We start from the raw sequence: 391 nt of genomic DNA, 5'->3' as shown, positions 1-391 counted from the left end.
TGAATTTCATACTTGTACTTGTCTTCCATAAACTTTCCTGTAAACTCGTTGAAAGCCTTTTGTACAAAGTATCCACGCCAAACGCCCGTAAGTTTTTGGGAGTGTGATGGGGTTGAAAGCGTAAATAAAACCAACAGTGTACAAATCAATCTCATGATACAAAACTAAATTCTGCTCTTGCTAAAAAAGCGTTAAGGTTTATAAACTAAAACTTATCGTTACTTTTGCCATCCTTTTAAACAAAAGTATAGCGTACATAAATATGATTAGTATTAGTTTTCCGGATGGTGCAGTAAGACAATATGAAAGTGGAATTACTGCATTAGATATTGCAAAAAGTATAAGTGAAGGGTTAGCTCGCAAGGTTTTAGCTGCTAATGTAAACGGCGAA

Annotated in this window: 1 protein-coding gene; it reads left to right on the top strand. The window is 34.8% G+C overall.

Annotated features, from left to right (window positions below):
- Positions 1–262: 262 nt before the first annotated feature.
- The coding region (locus E3E36_RS14175) for a TGS domain-containing protein (protein ID WP_167895664.1) at positions 263–391 on the top strand (129 nt) is incomplete at its 3' end.

The organism is Thermococcus sp. M36 (assembly GCF_012027355.1).
Classification (GTDB): domain Archaea; phylum Methanobacteriota_B; class Thermococci; order Thermococcales; family Thermococcaceae; genus Thermococcus.
The sequence above is the reverse complement of the archived record's forward strand: the minus strand, read 5'-3'. Positions and strand labels throughout refer to the sequence as shown.